Here is a 17557-nt window from a genome sequence, read left to right on the forward strand (position 1 = left end):
CGGGAACGCATCTCAGCCGACCCAGGACTGGGAGATAAAACGGAGGTCTGCCGCTTCAGCGGTCGATTTATTTCGCCGGGAGTCCGGGTTCTCAGGGGAGTGACGGTGACTCCCCTGAGACGTTCACTGACTCTGTGATGACATATGAAACAGGGCTGGAAGTGAACGGAACCTTAGCTGACTCTGCATAAATAGAGATTTTTCTGGCAATAATACTCCCTGGCCAATCCCCTGCCAGAGCAGATATGCTCCTAACCAGCCAGACTAACCCTGGCGCGGATTTTAATCTCAATCGCAATACTGTCATCCACCACGGCCTCAAATTTATCCATATTAAAGGCGGCGCGGGAGATAACCGTTGTGGCACGTAATGAGAGGGCATTTTGGCCTGAAGTTAATGCGGGGGCGTTATCCAGACTCGCCTCCAAAACCACCGGATGCTGAACATTTTTTACCTGCAGCAGGCCGAAAATCCGGTAACGCCCGGCCCCCTGGGCCACAACCCTGGTGCTGCTAAACGAGAGCGTTGGGTAATGTGCGGTATCAAAGAATAGCCCGCTCTGCAGTTGATAAGTCAGCAGGCTGTTTGAAGCCTGCAGCGTTGCGGCCGGGATGCGTACGCTGATGCTGTCGTGCATGTCGTTCCCTGCATCCAGCAAAAGTGAGCCAGTGACGCCGTCGAGGTGCGCCTGAGAAGTCCCGCCAAACGCGCGCCATGAAAGTTCTATCGCCGTTTGCGGCGTAAGGACGCTGTAGCTTTCCGGCGCGGCATAAAGCCAGGGGCTAATCGACAGACCGAGGATTATTTTGAGAAGAATACGAAGCATGGAGTATTTCCGGTAGCGGACATACTCAGCTAACGTTTCACTGCCGCATTTTATTCATCTTTATTTTATGAGTTTTTTGTTGGTGTGAAATGCTAAACAATATGCTGTGCCGGTACAAACCCGCTTAAATTGTCGGTGGATTAAATATTCAAGATAGCTTCAAAAACTCATTATTTATTGCTTACAACTGCCGGATCCTATTTTTTCTTTATCTGGATAATATGGCCCTGCCTCAGTTTTCGTCCCAGAAAGTGATGATGCTTAACCAAGGAATATTTGATGAGCAACCGCGCCAACATACCCGATCTCACCGCAGACTTACCCCGCTGGCTGGCTTACATCGACAGCCTTCATTCGCAGGTCATTGATATGGGCCTGGACAGAATCAGGGACGTGGCAGCCAAACTGAATGTCTTACGGCCCGCCCCTTTTGTCTTTTTGGTCGGCGGGACCAACGGCAAAGGCACCACCTGCCATACCCTTGAAAAATTGCTGATGCTGTCAGGGCACAAAGTGGGCGTCTTCAGCTCCCCCCACATGATGCATTATAAAGAGACCGTGCGCATTCAGGGCCAGGAGCTGTCGGACGCCGCCCACATTGCTGCTTTTGTTGAAATTGAAAAAGCGCGCGAGGCCACGACGCTCACGCCTTTCGAGTTCAATACGCTAGGCGCATTTTGCCTGATGAAATGGGCTCAGGTTGATGTCGCCATCATTGAGGTCGGCATGGGCGGCCGGGACGATGCGACCAACATTCTCACGCCGGATGTCTCTGTGATTACCAACGTGGCACTGGATCATGAAGACTGGCTGGGGAAAGGCACCGAAGCCATCGGCGAAATCAAAGCGGGCATCTTCCGTAGTGGACGTCCGGCGGTGATTGGGCAAGTTCAGGCACCGGCATCATTGCTCCGCTATGCGGAACAGATTGGCGCGATTCCCCATCAGCGTGGCGTCAACTGGCAGGTCACAGACCGTGGAGATGCATGGGCGTTTAGCGATAACCTCGGCGAAATTGCGCCGCTGAGCCAGCCTAAAATGCCACGCGATAACGTGGCTACCGCACTAGCGGCTCTGCGCGTCAGCGGGCTTAAATTTGATCTTACCGCGCTGAGTGAAGTCATTGATAAAGGCAATTTGCCGGGCCGTTTTCAAGTCATTAGCCATCAACCGACGGTGATTTTAGATGTGGCGCATAATCCGCATGCTGCGGCATATTTAGCGGAAAGATTGCGTAACTTCCCCATAAAGGGAAAGTACCTTTTTGTAATCGGTATGCTTATTAATAAAGATATCAACGGCACTATTGAACAGTTAAAAGACCTCAACGGAGAGTGGTATTGCTGTGGTATTCAGGCGGGCCCCAGAAGCTCTAAAGCTGAAGATATTGCTCAGTATTTACCGAAGGCAAAAAGCTTCCCGGATATTTTATCCGGCTGGGAAGCGGCTAAAGCTGACGCCAGTGCCGACGATGTGATTGTCGTTTGCGGCTCATTCTATTCTGTTGCGCCAGTATTAAACGAGCTAAATCTTGCCAGCGAAAATAATCAGGGAATACGCTAATTTTCAACGAAGCATTGATTACACCTAAAAAAACAGCCACCTTTAAAGGTGGCTGCATTCTAATAATGCTCTGCTTTATTTCAGCTCAAATTCACCCTGCTGCACGCGGGCAGAATCGAGGCCGATAAACACGTTGAACTTGCCCGGCTCCGCATCGTACTTCATCTTCGCGTTCCAGAACTTCAGGGCGCTGATGTCGATTGGGAAGCTGACCGTCTGGCTTTCACCCGCTTTCAGCGCCACTTTCTTAAAGCCTTTCAGCTCTTTTACCGGGCGGCTCATGGAAGCGGTCACGTCCTGCAGGTACATCTGCACCACGGTTTCCCCTGCGCGGTCGCCGGTGTTGGTAACGGTAACCGACGCTTCAACTTTGCCGTCGCGCTTCATGCTTGGGGCGGAAAGCTTCACATCACCGACTTTAAAGGTGGTGTAGCTCAGGCCGTAGCCAAACGGATACAGCGGCCCGTTGGCTTCATCGAAGTAGCGGGAGGTATATTTGTTCGGTTTTTCCGGATCGTACGGGCGGCCGGTATTCAGGTGGCTGTAGTACGTTGGAATTTGCCCCACGGAGCGTGGGAAGGACATAGGCAGTTTGCCGGACGGGTTGTAGTCGCCGAACAGGATATCAGCGACGGCGTTACCGCCTTCTGTGCCGCCGTACCAAGCTTCCAGCATTGCGTCCGCCTGCTGATCTTCTTTCACCAGCGCCAGAGGACGACCGTTCATCAGCACCAGCACCAGCGGTTTACCGGTAGCCTTCAGGGCGGCAATCAGGTCACGCTGGCTCTGCGGCAACGTCAGGTTGGTGCGGCTGGACGCCTCGTGCGCCATGCCCTGGGCTTCACCGACCACGGCCACGACTACATCGGCGTTTTTCGCCGTCTTCACCGCTTCGTCGATCATCGCCTGCGGCGTGCGCGGGTCAACGGTGACCGCCGGTTCGTACTGGTTCAGGAACTCGACGATATCTTTTTCATCAGTAACGTTCGCACCTTTCGCAAACACCACTTTGCCCTGCTGGCCGACGGCATTTTTGATGCCCTCCAGCGGGGTGACAGACTGCGCGGCCACGCCTGCGGCAGACCAGCTGCCCATCGCGTCACGCTTGCTGTCCGCCAGGGGACCAATCACCGCAATGGTGGAGGTCTTTTTCAGCGGCAGAGTCTGCAGGCGGTTTTTCAGCAGCACCATGCTCTCACGCGCCACTTCACGCGCTTCTTTGCGGTGCAGGCGGCTTTCCGCGTTGGTATCGACCGGGTCAGAATCCTTCGGCCCCAGGTGACTGTACGGATCGTTGAACAGCCCCATGTCGTATTTGACGTTCAGCACGTGGCGAGCGGCGTCATCCAGCTCTTTCATCGGCACCGCACCGCTTTTCACCAGCTCCGGCAGGTACTTGCTGTAATACTCGTCGCTCATGCTCATGTTGATGCCGGAATTGAGCGCAATGCGCACCGCGTCTTTCGGGTCGCTGGCTACGCCGTGCTTGATAAGCTCTTTAATCGCGCCGTGATCGGAGATGGTGATGCCTTTGAATTTCCATTCGTCGCGCAGCAAATCCTTCAGCAACCAGCTGTCGGCGGAAGCCGGCGTACCGTTCAGAGAGTTCAGTGCCACCATCACGCCGCCGCTGCCCGCGTCCAGCGCGGCTTTGTACGGCGGCATGTAGTCGTTGAACAGGCGCTGAGGGCTCATGTCGACGGTGTTGTACTCTTTCCCGCCCTCGACCGCGCCATAGGCGGCGAAGTGTTTCACGCTGGTCATCACCGAGTAGCGATCCGCCGGGCTTTTGCCCTGCATCGCTTCCACCATGGTGCGCCCCATCATCGAGGTCAGGTAGGTGTCTTCACCAAAGCCTTCGGACACGCGGCCCCAGCGCGGATCGCGCGAGACGTCCACCATTGGCGCCCAGGTCATGTTCAGGCCGTCGTCGGCGGCTTCATAGGCGGAAATCCGGCCCACGGTTTTGACCGCATCAAGGTTGAACGAGGACGCCAGGCCGAGGCTTATCGGGAAAACGGTACGCTGGCCGTGCACCACATCGTAGGCGAAGAAGAGAGGAATTTTCAGGCGGCTGAGCTGCATCACCTGGTCCTGCATGATGCGAATGTCTTCGCGGGTGACGGTGTTGAAAATGGCTCCCACCTGCCCGGCTTTGATCATTTCGCGGATGGCTTCTTTCGGGTTATCCGGGCCGACGCTTATCAAACGCAGCTGACCGATTTTTTCATCGGTGGTCATTTTTTTCAGCAGGTCGGTGACATAGGCATCACGCGCTTCCGGCGTTAAAGGGTGCGGGCCAAACATTTCGTCGGCCAGCGCAGGCTGCAGCGCCAGGCTTACGGCAATCCCTACAGAACAGAGCCATTTCATCGGATTCACTCTCACAAGCTTTTGTTAAGGCGTGCAGTTTGCCACATCGCCATCACGGTAAGAAGAGCGTAGCCAAACCTGGCTGCTGATTTCGTGGAGATTTCCTCGTTACGCTCACGTTTTTCGGCGCTATGCTTAACGACAGGCTTTTTGATGCCATCACAAGGAGTGGATCCATGTCTGTTTTGATGACTTCCGATAATAAAACGCTGATAAACGAACTCTCTCGCCACGTTGGCTCGCACCATGTTTTAACCGACCCGGCCAAAACGGCCCGCTACCGCAAAGGCTTCCGTTCCGGCCAGGGGGAAGCGCTGGCCGTGGTCTTCCCCGGCTCTCTGCTGGAGCTGTGGCGCGTATTAAGCGCCTGCGTCGCGGCGGATAAAATCATTATTATGCAGGCCGCTAATACCGGCCTGACCGAAGGCTCAACGCCCAGCGGCAGCGATTACGATCGCGATATTGTGATTATCAGCACGCTGCGCCTCGACAAGCTGCATCTGCTGGATAAGGGCGAGCAGGTCCTAGCCTACCCAGGCACCACGCTTTACTCGCTGGAAAAAGCGCTGAAACCGCTCGGGCGCGAGCCGCACTCGGTGATTGGATCATCCTGTATTGGCGCTTCGGTCATCGGCGGGATTTGCAACAACTCCGGCGGGTCGCTGGTACAGCGCGGCCCGGCATACACCGAGATGTCGCTTTTCGCGCGCATTGATGAAAGCGGCAAGCTGCAGTTGGTAAACCACCTGGGGATTAACCTTGGCACCACGCCGGAACAAATTCTTGGCGCGCTCGACGATGAGCGCGTGAAAGACAGCGACGTGCAGCACGATGGCCGCCACGCTCACGACCACGATTATGTCACCCGCGTGCGCGACGTGGAGGCCGACACGCCCGCGCGTTATAACGCAGATCCGGACCGCCTGTTTGAATCCTCCGGCTGCGCGGGCAAGCTGGCGGTCTTCGCCGTCCGCCTCGATACCTTCCAGGCGGAAAAGCGCCAGCAGGTGTTTTACATCGGCACCAACCAGCCCCGCGTGCTGGGCGAAATCCGCCGCCATATTCTGGCCAACTTCGAAAATCTGCCGGTTGCCGGGGAGTATATGCACCGCGATATTTACGACATCGCGGAGAAGTACGGCAAAGACACGTTCCTGATGATCGACAAGCTCGGCACCGACAAAATGCCGTTCTTCTTCACCATGAAAGGACGCACCGATGCGATGCTCGATAAGGCGTCGCTGTTTAAGCCGCACTTTACCGACCGCTTTATGCAGAAGCTCGGCGGCGTTTTCCCGGCGCACCTGCCGGAACGGATGAAAACCTGGCGGGATAAATATCCTCACCACCTGCTGCTGAAAATGGCCGGGGACGGGATCGATGAAGCCAAAGCATGGCTGAGCGAATATTTTAAAACCGCCGAAGGCGACTTCTTCGTTTGTACTGCGGAAGAAGGCAGCAAAGCCTTCCTGCACCGCTTTGCCGCCGCCGGGGCCGCCATCCGCTATCACGCCGTGCATGCGGATGAAGTGGAAGATATTCTGGCGCTGGATATCGCGCTGCGCCGCAACGACGAAGACTGGTTCGAAGAGCTGCCGCCGGAGATCGGCGATAAGCTGATCCACCGTCTCTATTACGGCCACTTTATGTGCCATGTCTTCCATCAGGATTACATCGTCAAAAAAGGCGTGGACGTGCACGAGCTGAAAGAGCAGATGCTGGCGCTGTTGCACGAACGCGGGGCGCAGTACCCCGCCGAGCATAACGTAGGCCATCTCTACAAAGCGCCGGAAACGCTGAAGCAGTTCTACAAGGCCAACGACCCGACCAACAGCATGAATCCTGGAATTGGCAAAACAACCCGGCGTAAAAGCTGGGCCGAAGACGACAGCGTGCAGGAGCACGGCTGACAGAGATAAGTTTCTCCTATGACGGGCAAACTATGTTTCACGCTTTTTTGGGCATAGATTAATGAAGCAGGGTGAAGGCTATCTTCACCCTTTTTCTGCCCAAGGAGCGAAAGATGTCCGCAGTAGAAACTCTGCCTTTCCCTGCCGTACTCATCAGGGAAGCCATCCCCGACGATATCCCCGCGATAACAACGATTTATGCCTGGCACGTGCTGCACGGCAAAGGATCGTTTGAAGAAACCCCGCCTGATGGAAAACAGATGACCGAGCGGCTGGCGGCGGTTCGCGCTCATGGCCTGCCCTGGCTGGTTGCAGTGATTGACAATCAAGTGGTGGGCTACTGCTACGCTACGGTGTACCGCCCTCGCCCCGGCTACCGCTACACGGTAGAAGATTCGGTGTATATCGACGCCGCAATGACCGGACGCGGCATTGGCAAAGCCCTGTTGAGCCAGCTCATCGCGCTGTGTGAAAAAGGACCCTGGCGGCAGATGATTGCGGTGATTGGCGACGGGGAAAATAATACCGGATCCTGCAAATTACACAGTCAGCACGGGTTTGAAACCGTCGGATGTTTGCGAAGCGTTGGCTTTAAGCTGGGAGACTGGCGGGACACGGTGATGATGCAGCGCCCCCTCAACGGTGGAGACGGGACGCTGCCGGACTGATTACTCTTCTTCTGAACCTGCTGCGGTGTTGCTGGCCATTTGCGCCGCTTTAGAGCGCTTGTAGCTTAACGCCGCCGCCGGAACAGGGGTTACTTTGCCGGTTTCCAGGAAGGAACGCAGGCGGTTGGCGTCGGCGAAGTGGGTGTATTTCCCGAACGCGTCCAGCACCACCAGCGCCACTGGGCGGCCGTTGATGACCGTGCGCATGACCAGGCAGTGGCCTGCGTTATTGGTAAAGCCAGTCTTCGTCAGCTGAATATTCCAGTTTTCACGGTACACCAGATGGTTGGTGTTGCGGAACGGCAGCGTATAAGCCGGGTTGCGGAAGGTGGCCATATCTTCATGCGTGGTGCTGAGCTGGCCCAGCACAGGGTATTTCTGCGTCGCCACCAGCAGTTTGGTCAGATCGCTCGCGGTTGAGACGTTTTCAATCGACAGGCCGGTCGGTTCCACATAGCGGGTGTGGGTCATGCCGAGGGACTTCGCCTTCGCATTCATCGCGCGAATAAACGCGTCGTAGCCGCCAGGGTAGTGATGTGCCAGGCTCGCCGCCGCACGGTTTTCTGACGACATCAGCGCCAGCAGCATCATGTTTTTGCGGCTGATTTCGCTGTTCAGGCGAACGCGAGAGTAAACGCCCTTCATTTCAGGCGTGTGGCTGATGTCCACTTTCAGCATTTCATCCATCGGCAGATGGGCGTCCAGCACCACCATCGCGGTCATCAGCTTGGTGATGGAGGCAATAGGACGAACCAGATCCGGATGGCTGGAATAGAGAATCTTGTTAGTTTGCAGATCGACAATCATGGCGCTGCCGGAGGCAATCTCCTGACCGGCGCTGGCCGCGTGGGTGGCGACCTTACTGGCCTCTGCCTGCGGGGCAAAAGGCACAGTCATCATCAGCGCAAGGCTGAACAACGATAAACGGATTTTTGTCGGCATGGTGACACTTCTGTAATGATTCCGGAAAAGTAGAGGCTCACCGCTAAGCGTCATCGGGATGACATAAACGTGCGGGGCGCCGGAATCATACTCCGCCGCCCCGCTTGACTGCCAGTTAAGAATCGTAACGTTATATCAAAACTTTCTGTTAATTCGCCCCGTCAGAACAAACGGTAGCCATAACCCCACAGAATCACCGCGACGGCCAGCAGTACTTCCAGCACCAGCACGCCAATGGCCAGGGTTGAGCTGGAAAAACTCATCCCCTCTTCTTTGTCGATGCCGAGGAAGTCCGGCACGCCAACGTAGAGCAGATAGCCGGTGTAGACCAGCGCCAGGGCGCCTACAGCCACGCACAGCCAGACCAGCGGATAAAGTGCCACAATCCCGCTTAAGAACAGAGGCGTGGCCACGTACCCTGCGAAAACCATACAGCGGGCAAGCGACGGACGCTGCGGATAGTTACGCGCCATCCACCAGATAACCCGCCCCATCACCGCGACGCCGCCCAGCATCAGGGCGTAGAAAAGAATGCCCAGATACAGGCCGGTAAACATAGAGAGCTGGACGTAGGTGCCGTCCCCGAAGTTCCAGCCAATTTGCGTGGTGCCGATAAACGCGCAGATGACGGGAATGGCCGCCATCAACAGCACATGGTGAGTGTAATGATGCGAGACGGACTCGTTCTCGCGCTTAATTTCCTGCATTTCCCGATTAGGATGGGAAAACAATCCCCAGACATGGCTCATACAACCTCCGGACCTGCGGCGCAAATGCTTGCGATACTCCAAGTATAATTCACCTTCAGGTTATTATTTAACCAGACGAAAAATATCTCCGATTCTGTACAAGCCTGGCGGCGATGAGTTGTATGCTTTAGGGAAAATTTCATACCCTAAATAATTCGAGTTGCAGGACAAAAAGACTTTCAGGTCTTTTTGAACAGCGTCTACGCTGACTCCGGAGGGGCCAGGCTTGCCGAGTAACACGGCAAGGCCGGGAATCCTCAGGAGCATAGCTAACTATGTGACTGAGGTGAGCGGATGCAGCCAACGCACCTGCCACTTGAAGTATGACGGGTATACATGGAGGAGAGTCCAGCTTAATGGATATCAATGGCTTAATAGAACAGTATGGCTACGCCGCGCTGATTATCGGCAGTATGGCAGAGGGGGAAACCATTACCCTGCTAGGCGGCGTGGCCGCGCATCAGGGGCTTTTAACCTTCCCATTAGTCGTCCTGTCTGTCGCACTGGGCGGCATGATTGGCGATCAGGTGCTGTTCCTGGTCGGCAGGCATTTCGGCAGCGCCCTGCTGGCTCGCTTTAAGAAGCATCAAAAGAAAGTGGCCAAGGCGCAGGCGCTGATCAACCGCCATCCCTATTTGTTCGTGATTGGCAGCCGCTTTATGTACGGGTTTCGCATCGTCGGGCCGATTATCATCGGCGCCAGCAAGCTGCCGCCAAAGCTGTTTATCCCGCTGAATATCTGCGGGGCTATCCTGTGGGCCACGCTGTTTACGACGCTTGGCTATCTCGGCGGTGAAGTCGTCGGCCCGTGGCTGCACAGCCTGGATACGCACCTGCGCCACTGGATTTGGCTTATTGTTGCCGTGGTGCTGGTCGTGGCCGTCCGCCTGTGGTTCAAGTACCGGCAAAAAGAGGATTAACCCTCTGCTGCGGGCAGCAGCGCCAGCCACGCCCGCAGCAGCAGAAGCGCCTCTTCGCCGCGGCCATCGCGCTGGGCTTTGACTATCGCCCCGTCAATCACCAGCGCCAGCATTGCTGCCTGCTCCCTGCCCTCGGCATTATCGGGCAAATAACCCGCCAGACATTCCACCATCGCCTGCTTGTGGGCCCGGGCAATCGGCAGCGTGTCCGGCAGCGCCTCGGCCATTTCCACCGCCGAGTTGATAAACGCACAGCCGCGAAATGCCTCGTCGTCAAACCAGTTTTGCAAGGTGGCCGCTAACGCTTCCATCAACCCTTTCCCTTCCCCGGTTTGCGCTTCCAGCGTGCGGCTAAACCACGTCATCCAGCGCTGATGGCGATAGTCCAGAAAGGCACTGATCAGGTCGTCTTTGGCCGGAAAATGCCGGTAGAAGGTCACTTTGGTGACGCTGGCTTCTTTGATGATTCGGTCTATGCCGGTGGCACGAATACCGTCGCGGTAAAACAAGTCGTGCGCGGTGTGCAAAATACGGTCGCGGGCGCCGGGGGTCGCTGCAGTAGGCATGATTTCTCCTGTTAAAAATCTATCATGACGTATGTAGACAAATCTGTCTACCCAGGGTAACCTGGAAGAGTAGACAGACCTGTCTACATTTCACAGGAGCAGACCATGACAGTAAAACCCCCGGTTCCCCCGTTTACGCTCGAGACGGCAAAACAAAAAGTTCGCCTGGCGGAGGACGCCTGGAACAGCCGCGATCCTGAACGCGTCTCGCAGGTTTACGCCCTGAATACCCACTGGCGCAACCGCGCCGAGTTTGTTGCTGGCCGTGAAGCCGTCGTCGGTTTTTTAACCCGCAAATGGCAGCGGGAGCTGGACTACCGGCTGATCAAAGAGATCTGGGCACACGACGGGAACCGCATTGCGGTGCGCTTCGCCTACGAATGGCACGATGATTCCGGCAACTGGTTCCGCAGCTTTGGCAACGAAAACTGGGAATTTGATGAACAGGGCCTGATGATTAACCGCCACGCCTGTATCAACGACACGCCAATCAAAGAGAGCGAGCGTGCCTTTTTCTGGCCGCTGGGCCGCCGCCCGGACGATCATCCTGAGCTCAGTCATTTCGGTTTTTAACGGTTTTGCCGCCGGAGCCGGTTTTCTTTCCGACGGCGTCGCGTCTAAAATTCCTGCTGGCCAATGATGGCCTCAGTGATTAAGAGGATTTATGACGCAAAATATCTATGACGACCCGGCCTTTTTTGCCGGCTATGCCACGCTGGACCGCTCTGTTAAAGGTCTGGATGGCGCGCCTGAATGGGCAAAAGTTCAGGCGATGCTGCCGCCACTGGCGGGCAAGCAGGTGCTGGATTTAGGCTGCGGCTACGGCTGGTTTTGCCGCTACGCAAGAGATGCCGGCGCGGCAAAAACGGTCGGGCTGGATGTATCGACGCTCATGCTCGCCAAAGCCCGTGAAATGACCGAAGGCCCCGGGATCGAATATCGCCTGGAGGATCTTTCCGCCCTGCAACTGCCGGCAAACAGTCTCGATCTGGCCTACAGTTCGCTGGCGCTTCACTACCTGGAAGACATTCGCCCGCTGTTTGCCACGCTTGAACAGGCGCTGATGCCGGGCGGCAAGCTGGTCTTTACCGCCGAGCACCCGATCTATACCGCCCCCGCGACGCAGACCTGGCTGCAGGATCGGGCCGGGCAACGCAGCTGGCCGGTGAATCATTATCAGCAGGAAGGCGAGCGTCTCAGCAACTGGTTTGCCGAAGGCGTGAAGAAGCAGCACCGCAAGCTGGCCACCTGGATTAACGCCCTGATTGAAAGCGGCTTTGTGATTGAAAAGCTCGACGAATGGGGCCCGGAGGCCGAACAAATTGCCCTCAACCCCGGGCTGGCAGAAGAGGCCGAACGGCCAATGATCTTCCTGCTCGCGGCAGGTAAACCCCAACGCTAAAGCTCAGTCGTACCCTTTTTTTCGATTATTCCGTCTACGGGGAGGCAACTCCCCCGTCTTCGTATCCTTGCCTATACTCAAAAAGAACCAACTAAAAGGTAAGGAGCGCTAATGAAAATTATTTTATGGGCCATTCTGATTATCTTCCTCATCGGGCTGCTGGTGGTGACCGGCGTATTCAAAATGATCTTTTAAAAACGCGTGGCGCCACGTTGTTGTGGCGCCTTTAGCTATCAATCCGATCTACTGCTGTAGTTTACCGGCACCCAGCGCCAGGCTTTGCCTTCTTGTTTCACATGACCAATTCCCGGGAAAGCAATGTGCGCCGCCGCGACCCAGTCGCCTTCCTGAGCCGCCAGTTTTAACACCTTCTCGCGCGTGGCAACTGCCTGCTGCTGGTTAACATCGAAATGAATCGCCACTTCCGGATCGGGCATCTGCACCGCTTTAGCATGAATAATATCGCCCCACATCAGCATGTTTTGGCCGCCGCGGCTAACACGGTAAATCACGCTACCCGGCGTGTGCCCTGCGGCAGGAATGGCTTCGATGCCCGGAAGGATTTCTGTGGGTGCATGAAAAGTGGTGAGCTTACCGGCGTCAATGACCGGGCGAAGCGAACGTTCAGATTCAGCAAAGGTATGCCGCTGGCCCGGCTCTACGTCGCTGAGGTGTGCGGGGTTGAGCCAGAAATCGACATCTTTCTGCTCCACGCGAACCGTCGCGTTGGGGAAAGAAGGCTTGCCGCGGTATTCCACCCCGCCGGAATGATCGGCATGAATATGGGTCAGCAGCACCAGAGAAATATCTTCAGGGGCAATACCTGCCGCCCGTAAATTCTCCAGCAGGTGCCCACCCGCAGAGCCAAATAATTCCCCGGCTCCCGTATCAACCAGAATCAGTTCGCGCCCTGTATTGATAACAAAGGCATTGATCGACGTTTCTGCGGCGGGCGTCATTGCGTCCTCCGCCATACGCTGGCGTAACTTTTGCGGCGTGATATGCGTCAGCAATTTATCCAGCGGTACGACTACTGTGCCGTCCGACACCGCCGTAATTTGCCAGTCCCCCAGCATCATGCGGTAATATCCAGGCGATTGCTGCTGCGTTATAGCCTGCGGCGTGGCAAGGACAGAAACGGATATTGTGCCGCCTAAAAGCGTTAGCAACATGAGGAAAGTTTTCATTTTATTCTCCAGGCAGGTGTTCAACTTGCCGCCAGTATCCCGTCGGGCGTATCATCACGCCAATTGATTGGAGAAATGATGACTATCAAAGAAAATGATTTCCGCAAAATCGATCTCAACCTGCTGATCGCTTTTGCCGTGCTGTTCCGCGAGCAAAGCGTCTCGCTGGCGGCCGACAAGCTGCACCTCGGGCAGCCTGCGGTCAGCGGCGCGCTGGCAAGATTGCGGGATATGTTCGACGACCCGCTGTTTATTCGCAGCGGCCACCGCATGCAGCCCACCGCGCGCGCAAGCGAACTGCACACCGAGCTGATGCCTCTGCTGGAGCAGCTGCAAAGCGCTCTTTTCCAGCAGGCTGAGTTTTGCCCGGCCAGCGCCAAAGCGACCGTGACCATCGGCATGACCGACTGGGTGGAAATGTGGCTGATGCCAAAACTCATTCCCGCGCTGAAGCAGGACGCGCCGGGAATGCGCATTAACGTTGTCGCCAGTGACCCGTTTACCGACGCCCAAAGGCTGGAAGGCGGCGAGCTGGATATGGCGATCAGCGTGGCGAACCAAAGCGCCCGCTGGCTGGAGCGTGAAGTGTTGACCAGCATGAATTTTGTGACGCTCTGGCACCCACAGCACATCGAGGCCAGTGCACCGCTGCCGCTGGAAGAATATGTCGCCCATCAGCACGTGCTGGTCAGCTATCGTGAAGCCAACAGCAGCCAGATAGACACCCTGCTGGCAAAGCTCGGGCAGACGCGCCATATCAGCTACACCACCCCGCATTTTGCTGCGCTGCCGGGATTGCTGATGCAAATGCCCGCGCTGGCTACCGTGCCGGCAGGATTATCAGCCAGTTGGCAGAAAACCTGGGGTTTGGCTGCAAGCCCGGTTCCGGTAGACGTTCCGCTGTTTGAGGTTGCTTTATTGTGGCATCAGCGCCATAACAGCGATGCCGCGCTGATGTGGCTGCGCGGGTTTATTCAGCGGCTGGTGAATGTGGCGTAATAGAGCAGAAAGGGAAGAGGGAAAACGTATTTTCCCTCTTTTAGTCTGACGACAAACTGGCTTTATTTCAGCGGCTTAGCGCTTCAGGCTGCCGCCATTCGTGGCAATCACCTCTTTATACCAGTGGAAGCTTTTCTTTCTCGATCGCGCAAGCGTGCCGTGCCCCTGGTCATCGCGATCAACGTAGATAAACCCGTAGCGTTTCGACAGTTCGGCTTTCGACGCACTAACCAGATCGATTGGCCCCCAGCTGGTGTAGCCCATCACGTCTACGCCGTCCTCAATCGCCTCACCCACCTGCACCAGATGATCGTTCAAATAGCTGATGCGGTAATCGTCGTTGACCGTGCCGTCAGCTTCGGGCTTATCTTTCGCCCCCAGGCCGTTTTCGACAATAAACAGCGGTTTCTGGTAGCGATCCCACAGCATATTGAGCAGGATGCGCATGCCGGTCGGGTCAATTTGCCAGCCCCATTCAGACGCTGGCAAATGCGGGTTTGGCACCATGCTGAGAATATTGCTGCGGGATTTCGCGTTAAGTTCTGCATCTGCCGTCACGCAGCCGGTCATGTAATAGCTGAATGAGATAAAATCGACGGTGTTTTTCAGAAGCTCGCGGTCGTTCTCGCTGATTTCAAGCTGAATACCGTTATCGCGGAAATAGCGCTGCATATAGCCAGGATAACGGCCCCGACACTGGACGTCGCCGAAGAACAGCCAGCTGCGGTTTTCCTGCAGCGTTTCCAGCACGTCTTCCGGTTTACAGGTGAGCGGGTACATCAGGCCGCCCAGCAGCATATTGCCGATTTTCGCCTCCGGGATAATTTCGTGGCAGGCTTTCACCGCCAGGCTGCTGGCAACCAGCTGATGATGGATAGCCTGATAAATTTCGCCTTTGTTCGGCTCGCCTTCCAGCCCGACGCCGGTCAGCGGCGCATGAAGCGACATGTTGATTTCATTGAAGGTCAGCCACAGCTTCACTTTATGCTGATAGCGGGTGAAAACACAGCGGGCGTAACGCTCAAAGTAGTCAATGACTTTGCGATTGCCCCAGCCGCCGTATTGCTTCACCAGCCACCACGGCATTTCGTAGTGAGACAAGGTCACCATCGGCTGAATCCCGTGCTGCGCCAGCTCATCAAACAGTTTGTCGTAATACGCCAGCCCGGCTTCATTTGGCTCAGACTCGTCGCCCTGCGGAAAAATGCGCGTCCAGGCGATGGAAATACGCAGGCAGCTAAACCCCATTTCGGCAAACAGCGCAATGTCCTGCGGGTAGCGGTGGTAAAAATCGATGGCGATATCTTTAATGCCGCTGTCTCCCGGCACGCGCTCCTTCAATGGGCCAAATACTCCCTGCTGCATGACATCCGAGGTAGAAATGCCCTTTCCGCCCTCCTGCCACGCGCCTTCAACCTGGTTTGCGGCGATAGCCCCGCCCCACAGAAATGTCTTCGGAAATGCTGTCATGTCACTCTCCTTTGCTTAACGTTCTACCGTCAGGAACGGCATACCTGAATTGATGCTGGACTGCTGCGTCACACGGGTGACTGCCCGGTAATCCTCGCTATTGCTGACAATTATCGGCGTAGCGAGGTCGTACCCGGCGGCGAGGATGGCCTCGCGGTCAAAGGTAATGAGCAGATCGCCGGGTTTAATTTTGTCTCCCGGCTGGACGTGGGCAGTGAAGTGCTGCCCCTCCAGCTTCACCGTGTCGATGCCAATATGGATTAAGACTTCAATGCCGCTGTCGCTCAGCAAGCCAATGGCATGCCGGGTCTGAAATAGCGAGGCGACTTCGCCGTAAAACGGCGCTCGGACTTCGTTTGTCAGTGGAATAATGGCCGCGCCCTTACCCAACAGCCCCTCGGCAAACGTAGCATCAGGGACCTGGTCCATCGCCAGTACCGTGCCGCTCATCGGTGCCAGAATGTCTTCATCTCCGGCAATGGCCGTGGGTGATGATGAAGCTGGCGCGCTGCGCGGCAGACCAAAAGCCCAGGTCAGCGCGCAGGCCAGCAGCAGTGATAACAGAGTACCGATGATGGCCCCCCACACGGTGCTGTCCATGCCGCCCGGTGGAAGCATCTGCGCCAGGCTGAAAATACTCGCCAGCCCGAAGGAATAAAGATGGCTTTGGCTAAAGCCGACAATGGCCCCGCCAATGCCCCCGGCGATGCAGCCAAAAATGAAGGGACGGCGGTTAGGCAGCGTCACGCCATACACCGCTGGTTCAGTGATACCGAAGATCCCCGCGGTCACCGCTGAGCCCGACAGAACTTTGAGCTTTGCATCACGCGTAGAGAGAAAGACCCCCAGCGCGGCACCGACCTGCCCCATTACCGCCGGCAGCAGGAGCGGCATCAGCGTGTCCTGCCCCAGTACGCTGAGGTTGTTGATCATGATAGGGACCAGGCCCCAGTGCAGGCCAAAGATTACGCAGACCTGCCAGATAGCCCCCATGACGGTGCCCGCCAGCCACGGCGCAAAGGCATAAATAGCCTGATAGCCGTGAGCCAGCATTTGGCTCAGCCAGGTTGCTGCCGGCCCAATAATCAGGAAAGTCAGCGGCACTACGGCGCCCAGGCAAACCAGAGGCGTGAAAAAGTTCTTCATGGCTGCCGGGAATACCTTATTGCAACGTTTTTCCAGCCAGCAACTCACCCAGGCGGCAAAGATAATTGGGATCACCGAGGAGCTGTAGTTGATAAAGGTGACGGGCAGACCAAGAAAACGTTCAGACTGAGAGGCAGATTCGAAAGCCTGCATAATCAGCGGATGCGTAAGTGCTCCCCCGATGGCCATCGTCAAAAACGGGCTGCCACCAAATTTTTTCCCGGCCGTATAACCCAGCACCAACGGGAAGAAGTAAAACAGCGAATCGCTGGCAGCGAACCAGATTGTATAGGTCGCAGACTCGGCATTTAGCCAGCCGCAAACGACGCTGAGCGCCAGCATCCCTTTCAGGATACCCGAGGCGGCCATCACGCCCAGGAAAGGGGTAAAAATTGCCGAAACGATATCGATAAGCCGGTTCAATAAGTTGCTTTTTTCGCCCTGGATTTCTTTTGTTACGGCCTCTTCACTGATGCCCGCCGCAGCACAGACCGCCGTATAAACATCGTGAACGTGGTTGCCAATCACAACCTGGAATTGCCCCCCGCTCTCCACCACCGTGATAACACCCGGGTTGCTCTTCAGCGCCTGAGGCTCTGCGAGCGAGGAATCATTCAGTTTGAAACGCAGCCTGGTCGCACAGTGCACCAGACTGACGATGTTTTCCTTGCCACCGACATGTTTCAGGATAGCCTGCGCCAGCCCTTGATAGTCCATAACCCTGTTCCTTTTACGTCCCGCCCGCGGGCGATGTCTGCTGAGTAAAGTTAAAAAAAAACCTGAGCCAGCCGCCCCGCAGGGAAGCTAACGCTCAGGTTTTGCCTGCCGAAGCAGT

16 protein-coding genes are annotated in these 17557 nt (G+C 56.1%); 8 read left to right on the forward strand and 8 right to left on the reverse strand.

Annotated elements, in window-relative coordinates; genetic code table 11:
* Positions 1 to 251: 251 nt before the first annotated feature.
* Positions 252 to 827, reverse strand: coding sequence for a YceI family protein (locus WFK85_RS21475; RefSeq protein WP_336709387.1), 576 nt, complete (start codon positions 825 to 827; stop codon positions 252 to 254).
* 279 nt (positions 828 to 1106) lie between these two features.
* On the opposite strand from WFK85_RS21475, the gene folC reads away from it, so the two are divergent.
* Positions 1107 to 2390 (forward strand): bifunctional tetrahydrofolate synthase/dihydrofolate synthase, encoded by a 1284-nt coding sequence (folC, locus tag WFK85_RS21480; protein ID WP_336709385.1) that lies wholly within the window; start codon positions 1107 to 1109, stop codon positions 2388 to 2390.
* Between the two features lie 75 nt (positions 2391 to 2465).
* Here folC and bglX read toward each other — a convergent pair whose 3' ends face one another.
* The gene (bglX, locus tag WFK85_RS21485; protein WP_336709383.1) at positions 2466 to 4763 is read right to left on the reverse strand and encodes a beta-glucosidase BglX; all 2298 of its coding nucleotides are present in this window, start codon (positions 4761 to 4763) and stop codon (positions 2466 to 2468) included.
* A 176-nt stretch (positions 4764 to 4939) separates the two neighbouring features.
* Between bglX and dld the strand changes: the two genes are divergently transcribed.
* Positions 4940 to 6673: a D-lactate dehydrogenase gene (gene dld, locus WFK85_RS21490; protein WP_336709382.1), complete on the forward strand. Its 1734-nt coding sequence runs from the start codon at positions 4940 to 4942 to the stop codon at positions 6671 to 6673.
* Between the two features lie 113 nt (positions 6674 to 6786).
* Positions 6787 to 7341: a GNAT family N-acetyltransferase gene (locus tag WFK85_RS21495; protein ID WP_336709380.1), complete on the forward strand. Its 555-nt coding sequence runs from the start codon at positions 6787 to 6789 to the stop codon at positions 7339 to 7341.
* On the opposite strand, the gene pbpG is transcribed toward WFK85_RS21495, so the two are convergent.
* Positions 7342 to 8283, reverse strand: coding sequence for a D-alanyl-D-alanine endopeptidase (gene pbpG / locus WFK85_RS21500; RefSeq protein ID WP_336709378.1), 942 nt, complete (start codon positions 8281 to 8283; stop codon positions 7342 to 7344).
* Between the two features lie 161 nt (positions 8284 to 8444).
* The gene (locus WFK85_RS21505) at positions 8445 to 9032 is read right to left on the reverse strand and encodes a Yip1 family protein (protein ID WP_008456316.1); all 588 of its coding nucleotides are present in this window, start codon (positions 9030 to 9032) and stop codon (positions 8445 to 8447) included.
* 356 nt (positions 9033 to 9388) lie between these two features.
* Between WFK85_RS21505 and WFK85_RS21510 the strand changes: the two genes are divergently transcribed.
* Positions 9389 to 9952 carry a DedA family protein gene (locus WFK85_RS21510; RefSeq protein ID WP_008456314.1) on the forward strand — a complete coding sequence of 188 codons (564 nt, stop codon included), beginning with the start codon at positions 9389 to 9391 and terminating at the stop codon, positions 9950 to 9952.
* Here the strand turns inward: WFK85_RS21510 and WFK85_RS21515 are convergent.
* Positions 9949 to 10518, reverse strand: coding sequence for a TetR/AcrR family transcriptional regulator (locus WFK85_RS21515; protein ID WP_336709376.1), 570 nt, complete (start codon positions 10516 to 10518; stop codon positions 9949 to 9951). The two genes, WFK85_RS21510 and WFK85_RS21515, sit on opposite strands and share 4 nt — an antisense overlap.
* A 105-nt stretch (positions 10519 to 10623) precedes the next feature.
* Between WFK85_RS21515 and WFK85_RS21520 the strand changes: the two genes are divergently transcribed.
* The 3 genes from WFK85_RS21520 (at position 10624) to yohP (ending at position 12115) form a co-directional block, all read left to right on the forward strand.
* Entirely contained in the window at positions 10624 to 11091 is a 468-nt protein-coding gene (locus WFK85_RS21520) for a nuclear transport factor 2 family protein (RefSeq protein ID WP_166995375.1), read from the forward strand.
* Between the two features lie 91 nt (positions 11092 to 11182).
* Positions 11183 to 11920 (forward strand): methyltransferase domain-containing protein, encoded by a 738-nt coding sequence (locus tag WFK85_RS21525; protein WP_166995373.1) that lies wholly within the window; start codon positions 11183 to 11185, stop codon positions 11918 to 11920.
* A 111-nt stretch (positions 11921 to 12031) separates the two neighbouring features.
* Entirely contained in the window at positions 12032 to 12115 is an 84-nt protein-coding gene (gene yohP / locus WFK85_RS21530) for a small membrane protein YohP (protein WP_008456306.1), read from the forward strand.
* Between the two features lie 38 nt (positions 12116 to 12153).
* Here yohP and WFK85_RS21535 read toward each other — a convergent pair whose 3' ends face one another.
* Positions 12154 to 13107, reverse strand: coding sequence for an MBL fold metallo-hydrolase (locus WFK85_RS21535; protein ID WP_336709374.1), 954 nt, complete (start codon positions 13105 to 13107; stop codon positions 12154 to 12156).
* Positions 13108 to 13185: 78 nt separating this feature from the next.
* On the opposite strand from WFK85_RS21535, the gene WFK85_RS21540 reads away from it, so the two are divergent.
* Positions 13186 to 14106, forward strand: a complete 921-nt coding sequence (locus WFK85_RS21540; RefSeq protein WP_336709392.1) for a LysR family transcriptional regulator — start codon at positions 13186 to 13188, stop codon at positions 14104 to 14106.
* 75 nt (positions 14107 to 14181) lie between these two features.
* Here WFK85_RS21540 and WFK85_RS21545 read toward each other — a convergent pair whose 3' ends face one another.
* Complete coding sequence (locus WFK85_RS21545) at positions 14182 to 15576, reverse strand: glycoside hydrolase family 1 protein (protein ID WP_336709373.1); 1395 nt, start codon at positions 15574 to 15576, stop codon at positions 14182 to 14184.
* A 15-nt stretch (positions 15577 to 15591) separates the two neighbouring features.
* Positions 15592 to 17439 carry a PTS beta-glucoside transporter subunit IIABC gene (gene bglF, locus WFK85_RS21550; protein WP_336709371.1) on the reverse strand — a complete coding sequence of 616 codons (1848 nt, stop codon included), beginning with the start codon at positions 17437 to 17439 and terminating at the stop codon, positions 15592 to 15594.
* Between the last annotated feature and the right edge of the window lie 118 nt (positions 17440 to 17557).

This window comes from Cedecea sp. VD22 (assembly GCF_037150195.1).
Lineage (GTDB): Bacteria > Pseudomonadota > Gammaproteobacteria > Enterobacterales > Enterobacteriaceae > Cedecea.

What these genes read in the sequence shown, in the direction of transcription:
- WFK85_RS21540 (WP_336709392.1), top strand. Translation starts at nt 13,186, where the DNA reads ATGACTATCAAAGAAAATGATTTCCGCAAAATCGATCTCAACCTGCTG.
- WFK85_RS21520 (WP_166995375.1), top strand. Translation starts at nt 10,624, where the DNA reads ATGACAGTAAAACCCCCGGTTCCCCCGTTTACGCTCGAGACGGCAAAA.
- WFK85_RS21475 (WP_336709387.1), bottom strand. Translation starts at nt 827, where the DNA reads ATGCTTCGTATTCTTCTCAAAATAATCCTCGGTCTGTCGATTAGCCCC.
- folC (WP_336709385.1), top strand. Translation starts at nt 1,107, where the DNA reads ATGAGCAACCGCGCCAACATACCCGATCTCACCGCAGACTTACCCCGC.
- WFK85_RS21535 (WP_336709374.1), bottom strand. Translation starts at nt 13,107, where the DNA reads ATGAAAACTTTCCTCATGTTGCTAACGCTTTTAGGCGGCACAATATCC.
- bglF (WP_336709371.1), bottom strand. Translation starts at nt 17,439, where the DNA reads ATGGACTATCAAGGGCTGGCGCAGGCTATCCTGAAACATGTCGGTGGC.
- yohP (WP_008456306.1), top strand. Translation starts at nt 12,032, where the DNA reads ATGAAAATTATTTTATGGGCCATTCTGATTATCTTCCTCATCGGGCTG.
- WFK85_RS21510 (WP_008456314.1), top strand. Translation starts at nt 9,389, where the DNA reads ATGGATATCAATGGCTTAATAGAACAGTATGGCTACGCCGCGCTGATT.
- WFK85_RS21495 (WP_336709380.1), top strand. Translation starts at nt 6,787, where the DNA reads ATGTCCGCAGTAGAAACTCTGCCTTTCCCTGCCGTACTCATCAGGGAA.
- bglX (WP_336709383.1), bottom strand. Translation starts at nt 4,763, where the DNA reads ATGAAATGGCTCTGTTCTGTAGGGATTGCCGTAAGCCTGGCGCTGCAG.
- WFK85_RS21505 (WP_008456316.1), bottom strand. Translation starts at nt 9,032, where the DNA reads ATGAGCCATGTCTGGGGATTGTTTTCCCATCCTAATCGGGAAATGCAG.
- pbpG (WP_336709378.1), bottom strand. Translation starts at nt 8,283, where the DNA reads ATGCCGACAAAAATCCGTTTATCGTTGTTCAGCCTTGCGCTGATGATG.
- WFK85_RS21515 (WP_336709376.1), bottom strand. Translation starts at nt 10,518, where the DNA reads ATGCCTACTGCAGCGACCCCCGGCGCCCGCGACCGTATTTTGCACACC.
- dld (WP_336709382.1), top strand. Translation starts at nt 4,940, where the DNA reads ATGTCTGTTTTGATGACTTCCGATAATAAAACGCTGATAAACGAACTC.
- WFK85_RS21545 (WP_336709373.1), bottom strand. Translation starts at nt 15,576, where the DNA reads ATGACAGCATTTCCGAAGACATTTCTGTGGGGCGGGGCTATCGCCGCA.
- WFK85_RS21525 (WP_166995373.1), top strand. Translation starts at nt 11,183, where the DNA reads ATGACGCAAAATATCTATGACGACCCGGCCTTTTTTGCCGGCTATGCC.